The following is a 21,843-nucleotide window of genomic DNA, read 5'->3' as shown; positions in this document are numbered from 1 at the left end:
AATTTTTCAATGATAAGATGAGGGTATCTTTAAAATGTTATTTTTTCGGTAACACCTGACAAACACTCATTTTTTCTTCTGATAACAATAATTTTGCTACTTCTTGTAAGTCTTGAACGGTTAGCCCTTCTAATACAGTCAATGCATCAAATAGACTAGATTCATTAAACGCATATCGTGTAAATTGATTTGCAATATATTCTGGTGAATTCAACGAGCGTAAAAAACCACCAATTTTCTTTTTCTTCACTCGTTCTAATGCCGCCGCATCTAATTGATCATAATCTGTTTTTAATAAAATATCTTTTAAACGATCTGCCAATTCATCAGGTTGTTTCGTATCACCGCCAACCATTGCAAAACCGAAGTTATTTTCTTCTGTATAGTCATACGAGAATGAATCATCAATAAGCCCTTCATTATATAAAGCTTCGTAATGAACAGAACTTTTTCCAAATAAATAATCTAAAAGTAACGTAAGCGCAATTTCTTGTTTTAAAAGCGCTTGCCCTTTTTCTTTTAAATTAGTCGCTTTAATACCAACTAAACATTTCGGTGTTTGCACAGGCATTGAAATAATTTTTTTCTTTTCATTTACCTCATTTGGTTCCTCTTCAAATGAACGCACAATTTCTGGCTGGTTTTTATAATCTTTTTTTGCTTGATTTTCACGTACTAAATCCATTGTTTTCTCTGGATCAATTGCACCCACAACAAATAATAACATATTGCTCGGATGATAAAATGTTTCATAACATTCATATAATAAATCTTTCGTAATTTTACTAATAGATTCGATTGTCCCTGCAATATCAATTTTAATTGGGTGTTTTACAAACAAGCTATCAATTAACCCAAAGTACAAACGCCAATCTGGGTTATCTTGATACATTTGAATTTCTTGCCCAATAATCCCCTTCTCTTTTTCAACTGTTTTTTCAGAGAAATAAGGCTCTTGCACAAAGTTTAGTAATGTATTTAAATTTTGTTCTACGTTTGAAGTACATGAAAAAAGGTAAGCTGTTCGTGTGAAGGATGTAAAAGCATTTGCCGATGCTCCTTGTTTACTAAACAATTGGAAAGCATCGTGATCTTCTTTTTCAAATAATTTATGCTCAAGAAAATGTGCAATCCCATCAGGTACACGAATCATTTCTTCTTTCCCTAATGGTACAAATGTATTATCTACTGAACCATATTTCGTTGTAAACGTCGCAAATGTTTTATTAAATCCTTGTTTCGGTAAAACATATACATCTAATCCATTAGGAAGTTTTTCATAATAGAGTGTTTCTTTTAATTGCTCATAAATAATTTTCTCCATTTACTCTCCCTCCGTTCCTTGTAAAAAGTAAATTGTATCTAGTTCAATATTTTTAGCAACTTTTACAATTTCTTCTTTTGTAACACTTTCTATACCTGTAAGCCATTCTTTAACTGGACGTGTACGATCTGAAATAATACCATGATATAGCATTTCTACAAATCCACGCGGTGTATCAATCGCCTCTAATATTTGATTTTGGATGACACTTTTTGTTTGATGTATTTCTTCTTCAGAAAACTCTCCGTTTTGCATCGCAAGCATTTGTTCTTTAATAATCTCAACTGCTTTTTCATAATTTTTCGCTTCAATTCCTGACATAACAAATAATAAACCTTTATGACTTTCAAAGCGCGATGCTGCATAGTACGCTAAACTATTTTTTTCACGCACATTTACGAATAACTTCGAATGAGAAAAACCACCAAACAATCCATTGAACAATTGCAATGCAAAATAATCTTCATCTTTATATGTGACAAATGTACGATAACCGATGTGTAATTTACTTTGTTTTAATTCTTGTTTTTCAACAACTTCTTTTTCTTCATTATTTCGTCTATGAAGGAGTACATTTCTTTCTCTCACTGGACGAGCTGAAATAGAAAAATACTTACTTACAAGATCAACGGCGTTTTCTGAAATATCACCAATAATATATAGATCCATCTCATCTTCCGCTAACACCTTTTGATAATATTGATACAGACTTTCATTTGTAATAGAAGCAACACTCTCTTTTTTTCCATTTGCACTTAAACGATACGGTTCTACTTTGCACATTTCTTCAATTAAACGCTCGTTTGCATAACGCATTTTATCGTCATAAGTAGCTTCAATTCTCTGTAACAGTGCTCTTTTTTCACTTTCTACGATAGAAGGTAGGAAACCGTTCCCCTCCGTCGCTGGATGTAACACAATATCCGACAACATAGAAAGCGCTTTTTCAAATAACGGTGGTGCATCATGTAAATATACTTCATTTGCAATGTCTACATAAATGGAGATAATATGGTCTTCCCCTTTTTTACTTACATCTACTGCTAAAGAAGACCCGTATAATTCTTCTAAATATTGACGAAGACGAATTACAGAAGGTAATTTTTCTGTCGCACTTTGCAATACGTATGGCAATAGGGCACGCTCTGTCACCGTCTCCTCATTTAAAGGCGCTTTAAAACGAAATACAAAGGTATTCGTTTTATATTTATCAGTCGGAATAATATGTACGCGCAAACCACCTAACTCATGTAGTTGTTGTTCCATTAGTTTCATTTATAGCCCTCCTTTACGTATATAGGAATATTCCTCTTCAATATACAGTTTTTAGAAATAAAAAATCAACTTTTCTCCCTTATTATGCTTACATATGATTCTTTCTAAAAACTTTAATATGTAAGGAACATAGTAAAATTCCGTATTAAATATATTCTATGTAAAAAAGCCCACACTAATGTGCGAGCTTTTTTATACTTATAAAATACTTATCGTTTTCCTTTTTCATAAGGAGTTCCTAATGCTTTCGGAGCTTCAGAACGACCCACAAAACCAACAAGCGCTAATATTGTGAATACATATGGTAATATCGTTAATAAAACACTTGGAATTTGATCTAATACAGGAATTGTTCCGCCCGTTACACTAAGAGATTGTGCAAAACCAAAGAATAGAGCTGCACCTAGTGCGCCTAGTGGATTCCACTTTCCAAAAATCATAGCAGCTAAAGCTAAGAAACCTTGTCCTGTAATAGTTGCCCCTGAGAAGTTATTAGAAATTGACATTGCAAAAATCGCTCCACCAATTCCAGCAAACACTCCTGAAATACAGACTCCAATATAGCGCATTTTATATACGTTAATCCCCATCGTATCCGCTGCCATTGGGTGTTCACCAACAGCACGTAGACGAAGACCGAACGGTGTTTTATAAATAACATACCAAACAACGAATGCTAAAATAATGGCAATATACGACGTTATTGGTACGTTCGAGAAAAATATTTTCCCTAAAACCGGAATATCCGAAAGGCCTGGAATATCAATCTTTTCAATACGATACTGAATAAAGTCAGTCTGCCCTTTATCAAAAATCTTCTTAATTGCAAATACCGTTAAACCAAGAGATAAGAAGTTAATTGCTACACCACTTACAACTTGATCTGCTCGGAATGTAATAGAAGCTACCGCATGAAGTAATGCAAATAATCCACTACCAATTGCCGCAAATAATAACGCAATCCACGGAGTCATCGTTCCCCAAGTATCACCCATTAATAAGTTTGTAACAACTCCAATAAATGCACCAAATAGCATTAGTCCTTCTAATCCGATATTTACAACACCCGATCGTTCACTAAATACACCACCTAGTGCTGTGAAAATGATAGGTGCCGATGTATATAACGTACCCGTCACAAGAATGGCTAATATATCTAAAAAGCTCATTTATTTCCCCTCCTTGCTCATGCGTGTAAGCGCCCATCTTAACACATAACTACATGCAACAAAGAAGATGATACATGCAATAATTACATTAATAAGCTCTGATGGTACATCTGCCTCAAAGTTCATTTGAGGGGAAGCACTTTTCAAACCACCAAATAATAAAGCTGAAAGGATTATCCCAAACGGATTATTCCCTCCAAGTAATGCTACAGCAATCCCATCAAATCCTACTCCTGTAAACGAAGACATCGCTGTCATACTCTGGAATGTTCCTAATCCTTCCATCGCTCCACCAATCCCCGCAAATGCACCAGCAATTGTCATGGAGAATACTACATTACGAGAAACTTTCATACCTGCATATTGAGAAGCATGCTGATTAAATCCTACCGACTTTAATTCGTAGCCTAAAGTTGTTCGATCTAATAAGAACCACATTAAAATAGCAATTAATATTGCTACAATAATTCCCCAGTGAAGACGCGAACCATCAGTAATAGAAGCAAGCCAGTCTGAAGATAGTGATGCACTCTCTTTAATGTCATACGTTTTATCATTACCTTCATGTAAAAAGCGCTTAATGATGTCATATGTTACATATAATGCGATATAGTTCATCATAATTGTTACAATAACCTCATTAACTTGAAACTTTCCTTTTAAATATCCAGGAATGAAGCCCCAAATTCCTCCTACCAATGCTGCGAATAAAATAGATAATGGAATATGAAGGAAAGCTGGTAGTGAAACTGCATAACCGAACCAAACCGCTGCAAGCCAACCAACTAGCAATTGACCCTCTACCCCGATATTAAATAAACCTGTACGAAATGCAAACGCCACTGATAAACCAGCAAGAATAAGCGGTATCATTGTACGAAGCGTTTCACCAATCGCACTTGCGCTGCCGAACATCCCTGTCCAAAGTGCACTATAACCCACAATTGGATCATAACCACTAACTAGCATTACAATCGCTCCGACAAGTAAGCCAAAAATAACGGATAGTACTGGGACTAAAATATTTATCGTTCGTTCTGTTAAAAGTTTTTTAGCCATTTGTACCCACCTGCTCCTTCTTTGTTCCTCCAGCCATTAACAATCCAAGCTGTTGTTCATTCGTTTCTTTCGCATCAACTATTGCTACAATTTTCCCTTCATAAATAACAGCAATTCGATCGCTAACATTTAAGATTTCATCTAACTCTAGTGATAAAAGTAATACACCTTTCCCTTTATCCCTTTGCTCTATTAATCTCTTATGAATAAATTCAATTGCTCCTACATCTAAACCACGTGTTGGCTGTGCTGCGATTAATAAATCCGGATCACGGTCTACTTCACGTGCAATAATTGCTTTTTGTTGATTTCCCCCAGATAGAGCGCGTGCTAACGTTTGCTCACTAGGTGTACGTACATCAAACTGTTCAATAAGAGCCTTTGCTTTTTCTGTAATTTTGCTGAAATTTAAAATCCCTTTCTTTGAAAACGGATTCTTATAGTACGTTTGCAGAACTATATTATCTCTAACAGAAAAATCAAGGACGAGTCCGTGTTTATGACGATCTTCTGGAATATGACCAATTCCTTCTTCTGTTATTCTTCTAACAGGCCAATTTGTTATTTCTTTCCCTTTAATTGCAATAGAACCTGACTCAACTTTTCGTAAACCAGTAATTGCTTCTATTAATTCACTTTGTCCGTTTCCATCAATCCCTGCAATCCCAACAATTTCCCCCGCACGAACAGTTAAGTCAAGGCCTTTTACAGCAGGTAGTTGACGTGCATCGTGAACAACAAGGTTTGCAATTGAAAGTACCTCTTCTTTTGGTTTCGCGTCTATTTTTTCTGTTTTAAAATTCACTTGACGTCCGACCATTAATTCTGCAAGTTTATTTTCATCCGTATTTGCAACGTCAACCGTTCCAATTCCTTTTCCTTTACGAATAATCGTACAACGATCGCAAACTTCCATAATTTCTTTCAACTTATGTGTAATAAGAACAATAGATTTTCCTTCTTGCACAAGCTTTTTCATAATTTGAATTAGCTCATGAATTTCTTGCGGTGTTAACACAGCTGTCGGTTCATCAAATATTAAAATTTCTGCACCGCGGTAAAGAGTTTTTAATATCTCAACACGCTGTTGCATACCAACTGAAATATCCTGTATTTTCGCATATGGATCTACAGCTAAACCGTATTGTTCAGACAGTTTTTGAATTTCTTTAGCAGCTTCCTCAACAGCAATTTTCCCTTTTTTCTTCGGTTCATTTCCGAGAATAATATTTTCTGTAACTGTAAAATTATGAACAAGCATAAAGTGCTGATGAACCATTCCAATACCAAGGTCATTTGCCACATTCGGATTGGTAATGTTTACAGACTTTCCTTTAATTTTAATTTCACCTTGTTCTGGTTGGTACAAACCAAATAGTACATTCATCAATGTGGATTTCCCTGCACCATTTTCTCCAAGTAAAGCATGTATCTCACCCTGCTTTACTTGCAGCGTAATATCATCATTCGCTACAATGCCTGGGAATACTTTCGTAATGTTATTCATCTCAATTACGTATTCCATTGTGTTCCTCCTTTTAACAGGGAACATTCCCTATTACACTATTAACTTATTAAGCAATTCGGAAGTTTTATACATACAAAGGTTAGTTCTATGAACTAACCTTTGCTATTTCTCTATTTATTTTTTTAGAGAAGCTTCATATTCTTTATACTCTTTATCTGTAGCTGGTACTTTAATTTCACCGTCTGTAATTTTCTTTTCAAGCTCTTCTACTTTTGTTAAAATTTCAGGGTTAACTTTTTTCACGTTGTCAGTTGTTTTTGCAATACCAACACCGTCATCTTTTAAACCAAACGCTTCTACTTTACCGCCTTTTAACTTACCGTCTTTCGCTTCTTGTGCTACTTTTTCAACAGCGATATCTACACGTTTTACCATTGAAGTTAATGTTACGTTTTCAGGCATACCTTCTTGGTTTTGGTCACGGTCAACACCGATTACCCAAACATTTTCACCTTTTTTCTTACGGTTTTTCGCTTCAGTGAATACACCGTTACCTGTACCACCAGCAGCATGGTAAATTACGTCTACGCCTTGACCGTACATTGCTGATGCAAGAACTGTACCTTTTTCAGGTTTATCGAATGCTTCTGCATATTCAGATACGATTTCAATGTTTGGATTTACTGCTTTTGCACCCGCTTTAAATCCATTTTCGAATTTACTAATTAAATCACTCTTCATCCCACCAACAAATCCTACTTTATTTGATTTTGTTGACATAGCTGCTACCGCACCTACAAGGAATGATCCTTCATGATCTTTAAATGTAATGCTCGTTACGTTTGGTGCATCTACTACAGTATCAACGATTGCAAATTGTTGTTTTGGAGATTCTTTTGCTACTTCTTTAATTGCACCTTCTAATTTATAACCAATTCCGAAAGATAAATCATACTTATCTTTTGAAAATTTCTTTAAGTTTGGAATATAATCCGCTTCTTTTTCAGACTGTAGGTAACGATAATTTGTCTTTTCCTTTAATCCATTATCTTTACCAAACTTTTTTAGTCCTTCCCAAGAAGATTGGTTGAACGATTTGTCATCAACGCCCCCAACATCCGTTACCATACCAACCTTGAAGTCTTTCGTGTCTTTCTTGTCACTGCTTGCCTTATCCGAGTTACCACATGCACCTAAAACTGTACTTGCTACTAATGTTAATGATAATAAAAGACCTGCTTTTTTCTTCATACTAGAAACCCCTCCAAAAATGATATATATTTATTTATTCTTTCGCTGCTGTCCCTTACTTCTTGCTGTCACCTCCCTAAAAAGGAACTTACCTACATACGCTTTCTTAATACGTGGAAGCTAAACTTATCAGCTCTAAAGTAATTGATAGAATATAAGATTGGCTCATCATTTTGATCATAGTGCATTTGTTTTAATACAAGCAGTGCTGTTTCAGGCTCACATTCTAAAATTGGTGAGATTTTAGGGTGATAGCCAATTGGCTCAATGTGAGCAACCGCATATGTTATGCGCTTATGCGTGTTATTATGTATCACCGTTAATAATGATTCCTCATTGTAACCCGATAAATCTGGCAATATTTCTTTTGCAAGTTTATCGATACAATATACAACAGGTTCCCCATCTGCTGTACGCACGCGTTCAATCATCACTGCATTAAAACCATCTTCACTATTAAACTTCTCTTTTTCCTCTTCTGTTAAAGTTGTAGTAGATGATGATAAAAAAATCGTTCCTGGTGTTTTCCCCACACTAGAAATCATATCTGTAATACTAGAAAGTTGTTCTATTCCAGAAGAAAATAATGGCTTTGCATTTACAAATGTCCCTACACCATGTCTACGAATGACAACATTTTCTTCTTCTAAAATACGTAACGCTTCCCTTAAAGTCGCTCTACTTACGCCAAGTTCTTTCGCTAAATCAAACTCTGATGGTAACTTTTGTCGTTCTTTATAAGCCCCATCTTTAATTTTTTCTTTGATGTGATCAATCACCCGTAAATATAGGTGACGACTATCGGATTTTACTGACATAAGACTCCCCCGCATTTCAATTATTCGACCTCTGATGTAAGACTTCTTTTCTCTTTTTTCAACTTACAACATAGTACAAATGACTAACCACTAAAAATAAGCACAATTGTCGAATAAATAATAATAATTTTTTAAAATGAAATTTTCACTCTTTACTGTATAAAAAAAACTTTGCACCATAAACATTCCTCATTTCGAGAAAAAGTTCGGCACAAAGATCCTTTACATCCTTTGTTACACACTTTTCCCCTCATAGTCTAGCAATTCATGGTTGCCAGGTAGAAACTTATGGACCTTATCTCCAAGATTATATGAGGCAGTGATTCTTTTCGAAGTAATCTTACCACTTGCTCTCATACGTGTCAACAAAATCCAACATTTTTCTGTATTAAATATCGAACATTCACATAAAACACACTCAAAGTATTCGTATTCTATAGGGACCTTATAAATGTAAGCCCTTTCTTTATTGCTGAGTATAGTATATAACAAAAACACTATATAAAAAAGCCTAATTGTAAAAACAATTAGGCTTTTTTTAAGAACTTTTTTCTTGTACATCATTAATGAGTACTTCTCTCGGTTTACTACCTTCATATGGACCTACTACACCATTCATTTCCATTGCATCAATTAGACGAGCAGCTCGCGTATAACCTACTCTAAACCTACGTTGTAGCATAGAAACAGATGCTGTTTGCATTTCCACTACAAGTTGAACCGCTTCATCATATAATTCATCTTCTACTTCCTGCTTCGTATCAGGAACATCTTGCGGAATCATATCTTCTTGATATTGTGCTTTTTGCTGTCCAATAACATATTCTACAACTCTCTCAACTTCATCATCTGATAAAAATGCACCTTGTACACGTACAGGTTTCGATGCACCAATTGGTATAAACAGCATGTCGCCACGACCTAGTAGCTTTTCTGCACCACCACCGTCAAGAATTGTACGAGAATCTGTTTGAGAAGATACAGCGAATGCAATACGTGATGGAATATTTGCTTTAATAACACCCGTAATAACGTCAACTGACGGACGTTGCGTTGCAATAATTAAATGAATACCAGCAGCACGAGCCATTTGCGCTAGACGCATAATCGCATCCTCTACATCAGACGAAGCAACCATCATTAAATCTGCTAACTCGTCCACAATTACTACAATATACGGTAATTCGGGTTGTTTCGCTTCTGATTGACTATTATGTTCTTTTATATAATCATTGTATCCTTCAATGTTACGTGTACCACTATGAGCAAATAATTCATAACGACGTTCCATCTCACTCACAACTTTTTTCAATGCTTGCGATGCTTTTTTCGGATCAGTTACAACTGGCGTTAACAAATGAGGCACACCGTTATATACATTTAACTCTACCATTTTCGGGTCAATCATCATTAATTTTACTTCATGCGGTTTTGCACGCATTAAAATACTAACAATAATACCATTAATACATACACTTTTCCCGCTACCTGTCGCACCAGCTACGAGTAAATGGGGCATTTTATTTAAACGGGCTAATACAGCTTCACCTGTAATATCTCGGCCAAGACCAATTAACAACTTCTCTTCCGGATGATTATTAGCCTTAGAATCAAGAACTTCCCTCAGCGTTACCATCGAAACTTCTGAGTTCGGAACTTCGATCCCTACAGCTGATTTCCCGGGAATTGGCGCCTCAATACGAATGTCCTTTGCAGCTAAAGCAAGGGCTAAATCATCACTTAAACTGACAATTTTGCTTACCTTTACCCCCATATCAGGATACACTTCATATTTTGTAACTGCAGGACCTCTATGCACTTTGGTTACTTTCGCTTTCACTCCGAAACTTTGGAATGTACGTTCTAATTTACGAGCATTCTCATAAATTTCCGCGTTTTCATTTGTAACTTGCTTATTCTTTGGAAATTTTAATATATCAAGTGAAGGAAGCTTGTAATCTTTATTTTCTACATTTGAAAATTGCATAGGAGGTGCTTGCGCTTCACTCTCTAACGATTCAACAATTTTTTCTCCACGCTTTTTCTTTGATTCTTCAATTGGTGGAGTCTCTTCAATAAACGGTGAAGTGATCAAATCTTCTTGCTCTACTTCAATTCGTTTACCCTCTTCTTCATTTACAGGATAATTCTCAGTGAAATTTGAAATAATTGGCGGATCAATTTGGATTTCTTCCATCGGCTCAATAACTTCTTCTTGTTCTGCAGCACGTTTGCTTCTTGTACTTCTTGTTGTTTTTTTCTTTTCTGTTTGTTCAGCCGTTCTTTTGGATCTCCAATCTTTATAATCCCCTTGTATCACTTGAAATTGACTTCTAAGAATTCTACCAACTGGAGCTAACACTTCTCCAATATGTTTATTTGTTATACAGAGTACCCCGAGAATAACTAAAATAATTCCAATGATATAGGCTCCTACTTCGTCGAATAGGAAGTAACATGTCGCGAACATAAGCGCACCAAACATACCACCACCTAAATGAACGCTATCTGGCCCTTTTTTCATTTCAAGAAAGAAGTTATCTTTCGTACTCACAATAACAGAAGTATTTTGCACTGCTCCATCTTTTGTAAGAAGGTTAAATAATGTAATATGACTAAACATTAATATTGCCAATACAATTAAATAAAATCCAATTAACCGTTTATTTAAAAGGTTCGGCCATCCGCGTTTTATAACAAAGGAAACCGATAAAGCTATTACACCTAACACACCAATTATGTACCACTCACCAAAGAAGAAGCGAAAAAATAACACAAACGATTTCCCTACAACGCCTAGCTGTAAAATCGTAATGATCGAAAGTGCAAAAAGAGTTAAACCGACGATTTCATAATACAAAGTTGGCTTTATCGTACGTCTTGCCTTTGCCTTCGTCCCTCTTTGCTTTTGTTTTGCCATTTCTTCACCTCGTGTTCTACATATAAGTAAAGCTCTCCTAAAAACGCTCTATTTATATGTCTGTTTTCTCTATTTTTCAGGTCTTTATATCTTCTATTTTTACACTTCTTGTAAAATGCTAAATAAACAGAAGAAAGCAGCCTACTCATGGCTGCTCAACCGTCTTGTTTTTTATATTATACCATAGCTTCTAAACAAAATCCTTCTTTTTGCTAAAAGGTTATTTTCTGACCTGGCTCAAACTCTAAATAGTGAAGTGGGTCCGTACTTAGCACACGTACAATAGAATAACACCCATGTTCCTCTTCAGAAACCATTAATTCCACACCATTTATATTTACAACTTTTTGACTTTCACATTGTGAATAATCGGCCGGATACACAAGTTGCTCTGGCATAATTGTATATAAAATCATTGTAACATTGTCCCTTCTGCACTACCTTCCGCGCGAACATCGATTAATTCGTTTAATTTTCGAATTGCATTTCCAATACCACCAACATCATCTATAAGACCGTACTTTACTGCATCCCCACCAATTACATTCGTCCCAATATCTCGCGTTAAATTTCCTTTCGCAAACATAAGCTCTTTAAAACGATCTTCTGTTACTTTCGAGTGCTTCGTCACAAAACGAATGACTCTTTCTTGCATCTTATCCAAATACTCAAATGTTTGTGGCACACCTATGACAAGACCTGTTAAACGAATCGGATGAATTGTCATCGTCGCAGTTTCCGCAATAAACGAATAGTCAGTAGAAACAGCAATCGGTACACCAATGGAATGTCCCCCACCTAAAACTAAAGATACTGTTGGCTTTGAAAGTGAAGCTACCATTTCAGAAATTGCTAGTCCAGCTTCAACGTCACCTCCAACCGTATTTAATATTAACAGCAAACCTTCAATTTTTGGATTTTGTTCAATCGCAACAATTTGCGGAATGATATGCTCGTATTTTGTTGTTTTATTTTGCGGCGGTAATTGAACATGACCTTCCACTTGTCCGATAATCGTTAAACAATGAATACGTGATTCATTCATCTGTGGTACATTTGTCTGTCCAAGCTGTTGAATTTTTTCTACTATTGAAGCCTCTTTTCCAGCTTCTTTTGGCTCAGCTTCTTTTTCTTCATTTGTATATCGATCACGTTCTGTCATTTCGCATCCCCTTTCACTCGTATATAACTATTATTTCTTAAGTTATAAATTTCATTCGATAGGGTTAAAAAGAAAAAAAGATCACCCATAAGGGTGATCTTTTTTATACTTCCATAATAATCGGTAAAATCATAGGTTTTCTCTTTGTCTCTTCGTACAAGAACTGTCCTAATAATTCACGAATATTTTGTTTTAACATTGACCATTCAATCGAATATTCTTTAATTGACTGCTCAACAATCATACGTACAATCTCTGTAGATCGTTCAATTAACGCTTCTGATTCACGAACATATACGAAACCACGTGAAATGATTTCTGGACCAGAGATAATTTTCTTTTCATCTTTACCAAGTGTTACAACAACTACTAATATTCCATCTTGAGATAACATCTTTCTATCTCGAAGAACGATATTACCAACGTCACCTACACCTAATCCATCAATTAAAACATTACCAGCTTGTACTTTACCGACTAAGTTCGCTTCATCGTCACCAAAAGCAATTACATCACCTTTTTCTACGATAAAGATATTTTCTCTTGTAATACCTACATCTTCAGCTAAATACGCATGTGCTTTTTGCATACGAAACTCACCATGTACGGGTACAAAGTACTTCGGTTTCATTAAATTTAACATTAATTTTAATTCTTCTTGGCTACCGTGACCTGAAACGTGAACTTTTCTTTCGCCGTAATAAACAACTTCAGCTCCAGCTCTAAATAACAAATCAATAATTTTTGATACAGATATTTCATTACCCGGAATTGGCGAAGCAGCAATGATAACAGTATCACCTTTACGAATTGAAATTTGTTTATGTGCTTGTTTTGCCATTCTAGATAGAGCAGCCATCGGTTCACCTTGACTACCTGTCGTTAAAATAGCTACCTTTTTCTCTGGGAAGTTGTCTACTTCTTGTAATGAAATAACCATACCTTCTGGAACATCTAAATAACCAAGACGTCTTGCAATGTCTACTACTTTCACCATACTACGTCCTACTACCGCTACTTTTCGCCCTGTTTCGGCAGCTGCATCAAATACTTGTTGAATACGATGTACATTCGATGCAAATGAAGCAACGATAATACGACCTTCTGCACCGTAGAACACTTTAGAAATTTCTACACCAACTTCTTTTTCTGAACCTGTATACCCTGGACGCTCTGCATTTGTACTATCAGATAATAGGCAAAGTACACCTTCATTTCCGATTTGCGCCATTTTCCCAAGATCTGCTCCACTATTTCCAATTGGAGTTTGATCGAATTTAAAGTCTCCCGTATATACGATTGCACCTTTTGATGTATGGAAACAAACGCCAACAGAATCCGGAATACTATGTGTCGTTCCGAAGAATGACACTGTTGTAGTGTTAAACTCTACTGTTGAATTTGAATCGATTGTTTTTAGGTCTACACGGCCTAACATGCCCGCTTCACCAAGTTTTTCTTGTATAAGTCCTACTGTTAATTTCGTTGCATAGACTGGAATAGATAATTTACGAAGCACATACACAATTCCACCAATATGATCTTCATGACCGTGAGTAATAAATAAACCTTTTACTCGCTCTTGATTTTCCACTAAATATGTAATATCAGGAATAACGATATCAATTCCAAACATTTCATCTCCCGGGAACATTAACCCCGCATCTACGATAAAGATTTCAGAATCAATTTCAACACAGTACATGTTTTTCCCGATTTCACCTACTCCACCAAGAGCAAATACTTTAACAGACTCATTCTCTTTTCTCTTCATGTTGTTGCCTGGTTTAAAAATCTTGCAAACACTGATTTCACTAAAATTGCAGAGACACCAGGGGAAACTCTACAACCACCATATTTTCACCGTCCAAGACGAATGTCCTTACCGTTATGCGATATCATGTCCTTGTTTATTTTTTAAACCAGGTTTCACCTCTCTTTCATTATATAAATCAAATATCTTATTCGATATGATATGAAAATTTAATTAAATTATAATTTTTCCCAATTTTGCTAAGCATACCCGTACTAAGCTACTTAGCCATATTATACCTGATACAAGAAATAGAACACAAGTTAAATCGTGCGAAAGAAAAAGTAAAAGAAAGGAACAGCACTAAAAGTATATGGCTTATTTCCGCTGCTTTTATACTCCATGTTATTTGAAAAAATAACTTAAACACTTTAAATCACTTTCATTTGATGGATTTCCTAGATTTTTTTCTTGAATTGCACAAAAACACTTATAAAATGAAGCTTTTTTATAGATTACGTCATATTTGAGGCAATTCCTATAAAAACATAATCGAAAGTATTTTCTGTACTAGCAACTACTTTTCAACAAAATTAAAGATGTAAGATCCTTTTCTTATAAACATTGCATTACATGACAAAAGGCTATGAATTACAAAATCTAATAGAAATTTAATAAGGTTAAATTTTTAGCAGGATTTGACAGCCATTATCGAGAAAAAGATGTTGGAACCAAATTAATGAAAGAACAATATCATACTTTAACAAGTAGAGAACGCGTAGCGTAATATACTCGTTTTCAACATAAAATGTTTTCTATATTATAGGGTCATATACAGACGAGAAAGGCGATCCTAAAATCATTTTACAAAAGATTCACTTTAAAACAGATTCAAACATTTTCATATCAATAAAAAAATGACCTAGTTTCACACTAGGTCATTTTTATTAACGAGGAATAGATTGCATTACAGATTGTAACGTTACTCTTTCTTCTTCTGTTAATGGAAGAAGTGGTAAACGTACAGAACCTACATCTAATCCAACCATTTGTAACGCTGTTTTTACTGGAGTTGGACTTGGCGCCATAAATAACGAATCAGTTACTCTTACAAGTAATTGATGTAATTTTTGTGCCTTTTTAAACTCTCCTGCTTGAAATGCTGTAATCATTTCTTGCATTTCATTTCCGATAACATGAGATGCTACCGAAACGATACCTTTAGCCCCAACTGCCATAGCCGGTAACGTTAAACCGTCATCACCGCTGTATACCGCAAAGTCGTCCGCTGTTTTTTCAATGATTTCTGTCATTGTCAACACATCGCCGCCGGCATCTTTAATAGCAACAATGTTTTCTATTTCTGATAAACGAACAACTGTATCAACGGAGATTTGTACAATAGATCGTCCTGGAACGTTATATAGCATAACCGGAAGCGGCGTACTTTCAGCAATTGCTTTAAAATGCTGATACATTCCTTCTTGACTCGGCTTATTATAATACGGTGCTACTAGCATTACTGCATCCACACCAACTTCTGTTGCCTTTTTAGTTAAGTCAATAGAAGCATGCGTATTATTGCTACCTGTTCCAGCGATTACGGGCACTCTTTTATCGACAACAGATACGACATGGCGATATAACGCTACCTTTTCTTCTGAAGTTAATGTAGGAGATTCTCCTGTCGTTCCTCCTACCACGATTGCTGTTGTACCGTTATCAATTAAATAATTTACCAATTTCGTTGTCTTTGCAAAATCGATATTCCCGTTTATATCAAACGGTGTTACCATCGCGGTTGCAATTGTCCCAAAATCTATCATGGTCTCACTCCTTATTGTTCCAGTTGCTTTTCTTTTGAAAGCTCAAACGCACTATGTAATGCATTTACAGCCTCCACTAAATCAGTTTCTTTTACAAGAACCCAAATTGTTGTATGACTATCTGCCGATTGCAGGATTTGAATACCTTTTTCCGCTAAAGCTGTAACGATTTTCGCAGTAACCCCTGGGTATCCTGCCATTCCAGCTCCAACGATAGATACTTTCGCACAATGCTCTGTCACAATTGGCTCATATCCAAGGTTCTTTAATAATTTAACTGCATGACTTGATACATTATCACTCACCGTATATGCTACACCAGTAGGTGAAATATTAATTAAATCGACACTTATTCCTTCGTTCGCCATCTCTTTAAACACATGTTGTTGCAAATCATATGCCGTTTCTTTTGCAAGCACTTTAATTTGCGTTACGTTTGATACGTGGGCGATACCTGTAACAGGACGTTCTTCTACATCACGACCTCTTGTAGCACCGTCATATGCTGAAATAAGCGTACCTTCACTATCAGAATACGTAGAACGTACACGAAGTGGCACTTTTGCATGCATCGCAATTTCAACTGCACGTGGATGAACGACTTTCGCACCTTGATAAGCCATGTTACAAATTTCGTTATACGTTACAGTTTGAAGATGACGTGCATCTTTTACAATACGAGGATCCGCAGTCATAACACCTTCTACATCAGTGAATATATCGATGTATTCAGCATGAAGTGCAACACCTAATGCTGAAGCTGAAGTATCACTACCTCCGCGTCCAAGTGTTGTCGTATCACCTTTTTTCGTTTGCCCTTGGAATCCTGTAACGACGATTACATCTACATTTTCTAACTCTTCATGTATACGATCGCAATTCATTTCAATAATCTTTGCATTCGTAAAGTCATCATTCGTTACAAAACCAGCTTGTGCACCATTTAATGCTGCTGCTTTTATACCGTTCTCATTCAACATATTAGAGAAAACAATTGCAGAGATTAACTCTCCGCACGATAATAATAAATCTTGCTCGCGTTTAGAAATAGTAGATTCCTCTTGATTTACAAGACTTAATAACGTATCCGTTGCATATGGTTCACCTTTACGACCCATAGCAGATACGACAGTAACTACTTTATAACCAGCAGCTAATGATTTCTTTATATGATGAAGCGCATGCTTACGTCCATTGTCATCACGTACTGATGTGCCACCAAATTTTTGAACAATTATTTTCATATTTTGCACCTTCTCTTAGCCGTTTACACTAATTGTAATTTTACTAAGCGCTCTGCAATTTGAACAGAATTCCATGCAGCGCCTTTTAATAAGTTATCAGATACGACCCAAAGATGGAATCCTTTATCGTTATTTAAATCTTTACGGATTCTTCCAACGAATACTTCGTTTTTACCTACTGCAGTAGCTGGCATTGGATATAACTGCTCTTCTGGATTATCTTGCAGAACAATACCTTCCGCATTTGCAAGTAAGCTCTTTAATTCTGCTACTGTTACGCCTTCTTTTTCTACTTCGATGTAAACAGACTCAGAGTGTCCTGATACAACTGGTAAACGTACACATGTTGCCGCTACTTCTAATTCAGGCATATGCATAATTTTTTTTGTTTCGTTAATCATTTTCATTTCTTCAAATGTAAATCCATTATCTTGGAACTTATCAATCTGTGGAATCGCATTAAAAGCAATTGGGAAATGCTTCTTATCACCTGATACAGGAAGAACATTTGCCTTAACTTCTTCGCCATTTAAGATTGCTTGTGATTGTTCATGAAGTTCTTCAATAGCTGCCGCACCAGCACCTGATACAGCTTGATATGTGGAAACGATTACTCGTTTTAAACCATATTGCTGACGAACTGGCTCAAGAGCTACTACCATTTGAATTGTAGAACAGTTTGGATTTGCAATAATACCATTATGTTCTTTTAAGTCGTTTTCATTTACTTCAGGTACAACAAGTGGCACGTTTTCTGTCATACGGAATGCACTTGTATTATCAACAACAATCGCACCGCGTTTTGCTGCTTCTGGCGCTAATTGTTTCGATACAGATCCACCAGCACTAAATAGTGCGATATCTACTCCTTCAAAGCTTTCAGGAGTTGCCTCTTGAACTGTAAATTCTTCGCCTTTAAATACAAGTTTCTTACCTGCAGATCGTTTAGATGAAAGTAACGTTAATTTCCCGATTGGAAATTCTCGTTTCTCTAAAGTATTTAACATTTGTTCACCAACTGCGCCGGTTGCTCCAACTACAGCGACATGAAAAGTTTTTTGCTTTTCCATCACTATGCCCCTTTCTAGATACCAATCCTTCTATAACTTAGAATCAGAAGGAGTATACAATACCCCTTCTAATCTTAATAACGTTAATTTTATCATATTCTACAGTAAGAATGATGGTTTCATCAAAAATTGTCCGTTTTTTTTCGTTTTTTAATTCATATATCTGAATTTTTCTACGACCACCGGTTGCAATTGCTTTCCTTGCAGCGCTTCTAATACTGTATCTTCCAGTAACTCCATACGAGCTACCATTGAGTTCGGTTTTTTCTCTGGCGCATCTTGACCGAATGGGACGAAATAGATATTTTTTGTGGCCATTAGGCGCATGAGGTTGACGCCAACAGGGTGACGACAATATAAATATTTCGTTTTTCTTCTATTATATAATCATTTCACAAGTTGTAAATTTATTTTCATTTCCATACATGTATATCCTACTCTTCATTAATACAATAACCCATCCAAAGGGATTGTAAGTAGCTTAATGGACGGACAAGTTTTACTTTGAATATGGGTTTATGTGAGCTTAAGAAAGTATAAATTAGATTTTTTACAACAATTATGTAACTCAACCACTTATTCCTGCTATAATTATATTTTGATTTACATATATAAGGGGGTTTTTATTTATTTACTGCATTAATGTTGGCTTAAGTAATGAAGAGAGCCCTAACTAGAGAAACAAATAATATCACAAGGAGAATACACTAAAATGAAAGCAATGAAACTAGTATATCTCGCACTTGCACTCATGCTTGTGGGTGGAGGTTGTGAGGTATCTAAAGACCATTTAAAAGATAGTACATCTCTAGATGCATCAGACAAACAAGAAACTGCTAAAGAAAGCCCAGCAGCAAAAGCTTATAAGACTGAAGTCATGGATTTAACTAAAGAGTTAGAAACCTCTATGGATGAAATGTCTAAGATAATTAATGAAGATAGTACGCTAAGTACATCAAAACAGCGTTTCAGAGACGCATTAGCTAATGTATCAAACGTAACAAACAAATTCAATGCTCTAACACCTGGTGATGGGCAAAAAGATGTTCATGAACTTATTTTACGTTCGTTGAAAATTATGCGTGACGGGATGGAAGACGTATACGTTTACCTAGATAATATGAATAATTCTGAGGTTAATGATGGTTTTATCTTAATAAATCAAGGGTCAGACATGTATATGAAAGCTATAAAGAAGTTGTACTAGAGTAGTCTTATATAACACTAAATTTGAAAATAATGATTCAAAAGGTAAAATATTAAATTTCATTGAAGCTGAATGTGAAGTTAAAGAAAAGAAATAATACATACTTAACATATAATTTCTGTTAGGGGGCATCTTCATGAAGGTTGTACGCTCTATATTTAAAACTTTTCGTTTAATAGGTTTAATTGTAAAGCCAGTACTTAAAGCGTTATCTAAAAGTAAATTTTAAATCTCATAAATATTAAAATCCCCTTCTGCATATAGGTGCAAAAGGGGATTTTTTCAAATTATTCTATTCGTTCTACAGACAGTACTCATAGATAAATAAGAAACGGTGTATATTTACCCTAACATTTATAAAGATGAAAATCAATATATAATCATCTACATATAGAACCAGATAATAATTTTTGTTCATAAAACTATTCTTTTGCAAGAAAATATTTAACATATATAGGCATCATTTACAATTAAGTAGATTCTATTTCACGCGAATATTATTATATTAATCTAAAGTTTCTGTATTTACATTTTTTTCTTTTTGTCTCATAATTTTAATTGGGGGAGGGAGGAAAAAAATGGTTCAAATCAAAGTAACACCTGAAATGCTAGAAGAAGTTGCTAATCGTGCAAGTAATACCCGAATCGCATTAGAATCTATACATAATAATTTATGTAATGAAATTGATCATTTGTGTTTTCAATGGATCGGTGCCTCTAATCAACAATTCGTTCAAATGTTCAATGATGCGAGACCAAGAGCTTTTACATCTATCAATTCAATTATACAAGTGGAAGAAGATTTAAAACGAATTGCTGAAAAATTCCGTAATGCGGATGATCAAGATGTTACATTGGAAGAAGGCGCAATGTGTGGCAAACCTTCTTCTGAAGAAAAAGGATTTGATAGCGGCAAACTAGCTCGAGATATTGCTGGTGAATTAACTGGTGAGTATGATATTAAAAGAGTTTGGGATGGAGTTGACCCTTCTACTGGAGAAAAACTGTCAACCTGGGATAGAATTTTTGCAGGCGGAATGGCCATAGCTGGTATTACACCATTCGGAAAACTCGCTAAAGTTGGAAAAGGTGTAAAAATGACTGCAGATGCAGCTCAAGCTACTAAAGCCGCTAAAACTGCTAGAGCTACTGAAAATTATAAAGCTCATCTTGAGAGACAGGACAAATTATTAACTAGTAATGGCGCATATCGTAAAGCTAGACGTAACGCTGGAATCCCAAACTCTACTCCACGCCAAAAACCTACTCAAATCTTTGATGGAACTAGTGAACATAGGTGGGTAGAAGAATATTCTAATATTAAGAATGAAAAAGTATATATAATTGAGCATAGAGAAGATAAAATGGGAAGGGGTTCCCATTTCCATACTGCAGATGATGAAAAAGGAAGCCCACTGGAAAAAGGAAGATATAACCAACACCCTGGACATTATCCGGAAGATTTTGAAGGATACAAGAAAAAAGGAAAAAAATAAGAAACTAAAGGTGTGAAAGATTTTGAGTAATATGAATAAAAGCCGAATCGAAATTCTAAAAATGAAAGCAAAAAGAAACGCTAGTAGAAAAGAACTAATAGACGAACTTTCTAATATTGTTACGATTTCTATGGACTCATTTATGGATGCAGAATCTAATGATTTATTTTGTAAAGAATTATTTAATACGCTAGAACAAAATTCAAACATAAAAAATTTTGGTAGCACTGATTATGAAGAAAACGGAAGACTATCAATAGCGCTGTTAAAAGAAACAGCTAAAAATATTAAATTTCCAGTTAATCAAGGGAGACTCTTTTTCTCTAAGGGTGGTAAAATTGAAGCAGTTAAGCTAAACATTGCTGAAGTATTTGATAATCTAGAAGAGTTATCAACCATATCAAGATTTCTAACTGGGTATGCGGATTTTGTATTAGTTGGTGATGATTTAGAATTCGGCGTATGTATCGAAAGAACGGAATATCATTATGAATTCAGTATGTGGGGAATAACGAAAATCTAAATTATGAAAATAATCCACCTTCAGATGATGTAAATCCAATCCTATTGGATGAAAACAATTGGCTTGTATCTAAAAATAATCAATTAGAAGGAATTAGGGTACCTGCTGCTACTTTGATTCAAATGATGCGGATTTGAATTGTTTCAATATTTTTTCTGAAAAAGTACTTTATTTTACTAAAAGGTGGTTATGGAAACAACCGCCTTTTTATTTATGACAAAATGAAATTTCTATAAAAATTTCATTTTAAAGCAAAACTATAGAGCCTTTCGGCTCTG

The 21,843-nt window shown here is 35.3% G+C and carries 18 protein-coding genes, 1 pseudogene and 1 riboswitch; of the genes and pseudogenes, 4 read left to right on the top strand and 15 right to left on the bottom strand.

What is annotated here, in order from left to right:
- Nucleotides 1-37: 37 nt before the first annotated feature.
- The 15 genes and pseudogenes from BM089_RS14930 to spoVFB all read right to left on the bottom strand — a co-directional run.
- Nucleotides 38-1,324: an EF-P 5-aminopentanol modification-associated protein YfmH gene (locus BM089_RS14930; RefSeq protein WP_000411277.1), complete on the bottom strand. Its 1,287-nt coding sequence runs from the start codon at nt 1,322-1,324 to the stop codon at nt 38-40.
- Complete coding sequence (locus BM089_RS14925; RefSeq protein ID WP_086388052.1) at nt 1,325-2,599, bottom strand: EF-P 5-aminopentanol modification-associated protein YfmF; 1,275 nt, start codon at nt 2,597-2,599, stop codon at nt 1,325-1,327. It lies immediately after the preceding gene.
- 209 nt (nt 2,600-2,808) lie between these two features.
- A complete protein-coding gene (locus BM089_RS14920) occupies nt 2,809-3,768 on the bottom strand; it encodes an ABC transporter permease (protein WP_000008857.1) in 960 nt (319 codons plus the stop codon).
- A complete protein-coding gene (locus tag BM089_RS14915) occupies nt 3,769-4,827 on the bottom strand; it encodes an ABC transporter permease (RefSeq protein ID WP_001085255.1) in 1,059 nt (352 codons plus the stop codon).
- Nucleotides 4,820-6,352, bottom strand: a complete 1,533-nt coding sequence (locus tag BM089_RS14910; protein ID WP_000456925.1) for an ABC transporter ATP-binding protein — start codon at nt 6,350-6,352, stop codon at nt 4,820-4,822. Before BM089_RS14910 ends, BM089_RS14915 begins: the two co-directional genes overlap by 8 nt.
- A 117-nt stretch (nt 6,353-6,469) precedes the next feature.
- Nucleotides 6,470-7,546 (bottom strand): BMP family lipoprotein, encoded by a 1,077-nt coding sequence (locus BM089_RS14905; RefSeq protein WP_000725773.1) that lies wholly within the window; start codon nt 7,544-7,546, stop codon nt 6,470-6,472.
- A 92-nt stretch (nt 7,547-7,638) separates the two neighbouring features.
- Complete coding sequence (locus tag BM089_RS14900) at nt 7,639-8,364, bottom strand: GntR family transcriptional regulator (protein ID WP_000114182.1); 726 nt, start codon at nt 8,362-8,364, stop codon at nt 7,639-7,641.
- 233 nt (nt 8,365-8,597) lie between these two features.
- Nucleotides 8,598-8,699: riboswitch (purine riboswitch) on the bottom strand.
- A gap of 203 nt (nt 8,700-8,902) precedes the next feature.
- On the bottom strand, nt 8,903-11,284 hold the full coding sequence (locus BM089_RS14890) for a DNA translocase FtsK (RefSeq protein ID WP_090977222.1): 2,382 nt from the start codon (nt 11,282-11,284) through the stop codon (nt 8,903-8,905).
- A 212-nt stretch (nt 11,285-11,496) separates the two neighbouring features.
- On the bottom strand, nt 11,497-11,700 hold the full coding sequence (locus tag BM089_RS14885) for a YlzJ-like family protein (RefSeq protein ID WP_000605020.1): 204 nt from the start codon (nt 11,698-11,700) through the stop codon (nt 11,497-11,499).
- Nucleotides 11,697-12,446, bottom strand: coding sequence for a translocation-enhancing protein TepA (gene tepA, locus BM089_RS14880; protein ID WP_000139807.1), 750 nt, complete (start codon nt 12,444-12,446; stop codon nt 11,697-11,699). Before tepA ends, BM089_RS14885 begins: the two co-directional genes overlap by 4 nt.
- Before the next feature lie 103 nt (nt 12,447-12,549).
- On the bottom strand, nt 12,550-14,220 hold the full coding sequence (locus BM089_RS14875; RefSeq protein ID WP_000823089.1) for a ribonuclease J: 1,671 nt from the start codon (nt 14,218-14,220) through the stop codon (nt 12,550-12,552).
- A 926-nt stretch (nt 14,221-15,146) separates the two neighbouring features.
- Entirely contained in the window at nt 15,147-16,025 is an 879-nt protein-coding gene (gene dapA / locus BM089_RS14870; RefSeq protein WP_000564763.1) for a 4-hydroxy-tetrahydrodipicolinate synthase, read from the bottom strand.
- A gap of 11 nt (nt 16,026-16,036) precedes the next feature.
- Nucleotides 16,037-17,269: an aspartate kinase gene (gene dapG, locus BM089_RS14865; protein ID WP_000692450.1), complete on the bottom strand. Its 1,233-nt coding sequence runs from the start codon at nt 17,267-17,269 to the stop codon at nt 16,037-16,039.
- 23 nt (nt 17,270-17,292) lie between these two features.
- The gene (asd, locus tag BM089_RS14860; protein ID WP_000414846.1) at nt 17,293-18,339 is read right to left on the bottom strand and encodes an aspartate-semialdehyde dehydrogenase; all 1,047 of its coding nucleotides are present in this window, start codon (nt 18,337-18,339) and stop codon (nt 17,293-17,295) included.
- Between the two features lie 150 nt (nt 18,340-18,489).
- A pseudogene (gene spoVFB, locus BM089_RS14855) lies at nt 18,490-18,678 on the bottom strand (dipicolinate synthase subunit B); the annotation flags it as partial.
- A gap of 373 nt (nt 18,679-19,051) precedes the next feature.
- Here spoVFB and BM089_RS14850 point away from each other — a divergent pair.
- From BM089_RS14850 to BM089_RS31095, 4 genes are all read left to right on the top strand, one after another.
- Nucleotides 19,052-19,546: a hypothetical protein gene (locus BM089_RS14850; protein ID WP_090977220.1), complete on the top strand. Its 495-nt coding sequence runs from the start codon at nt 19,052-19,054 to the stop codon at nt 19,544-19,546.
- A 578-nt stretch (nt 19,547-20,124) separates the two neighbouring features.
- The gene (locus tag BM089_RS14845) at nt 20,125-21,042 is read left to right on the top strand and encodes a WXG100 family type VII secretion target (protein WP_090977218.1); all 918 of its coding nucleotides are present in this window, start codon (nt 20,125-20,127) and stop codon (nt 21,040-21,042) included.
- A gap of 22 nt (nt 21,043-21,064) precedes the next feature.
- Nucleotides 21,065-21,565, top strand: coding sequence for a YxiF family protein (locus tag BM089_RS14840; protein WP_000069067.1), 501 nt, complete (start codon nt 21,065-21,067; stop codon nt 21,563-21,565).
- Nucleotides 21,544-21,702 carry a hypothetical protein gene (locus BM089_RS31095; protein ID WP_175495686.1) on the top strand — a complete coding sequence of 53 codons (159 nt, stop codon included), beginning with the start codon at nt 21,544-21,546 and terminating at the stop codon, nt 21,700-21,702. The genes BM089_RS14840 and BM089_RS31095 overlap by 22 nt, the downstream gene beginning before the upstream one ends.
- The last annotated feature ends 141 nt before the right edge of the window (nt 21,703-21,843 follow it).

Source organism: Bacillus sp. 5mfcol3.1, assembly GCF_900114335.1.
Lineage (GTDB): Bacteria > Bacillota > Bacilli > Bacillales > Bacillaceae_G > Bacillus_A > Bacillus_A thuringiensis_S.
The sequence above is the reverse complement of the archived record's forward strand: the minus strand, read 5'-3'. Positions and strand labels throughout refer to the sequence as shown.